The organism is Bowmanella dokdonensis (genome assembly GCF_017254865.1).
GTDB classification, from domain to species: domain Bacteria; phylum Pseudomonadota; class Gammaproteobacteria; order Enterobacterales; family Alteromonadaceae; genus Bowmanella; species Bowmanella dokdonensis.
Map to the genome: position 1 here is coordinate 1 of NZ_JAFKCV010000426.1, position 281 is coordinate 281.

At 43.4% G+C, this 281-nt stretch carries 1 protein-coding gene; it reads left to right on the forward strand.

The genetic code is table 11. The features are described 5' to 3' along the window. Positions 1 to 76 precede the first annotated feature (76 nt). A partial coding sequence (locus tag J0A66_RS23165) for a type 1 glutamine amidotransferase family protein (protein WP_206576113.1) occupies positions 77 to 281 on the forward strand: 205 nt, incomplete at its 3' end.

The following is a 281-nucleotide window of genomic DNA, read 5'->3' on the forward strand; positions in this document are numbered from 1 at the left end:
GATAAAACCAAAAGCGTTGTTTGCCATTTCAGTGGATACTCTTATTTAGCATTACAAACATTTCCAGGAGGAATTTATGGCTAAGATATTGATGATCACCGGTGACTTTGTTGAAGACTATGAAAATATGGTGCCCTTTCAGGCACTATTGGCCATGGGCCATCAGGTAGATGCGGTCTGTCCGGGCAAGGGAAAGAATGACAGTATCGCCACCTGTATTCATGACTTTGAGGGACATCAAACCTATACCGAAAAACGCGGCCACAACTTCACCTTGAATG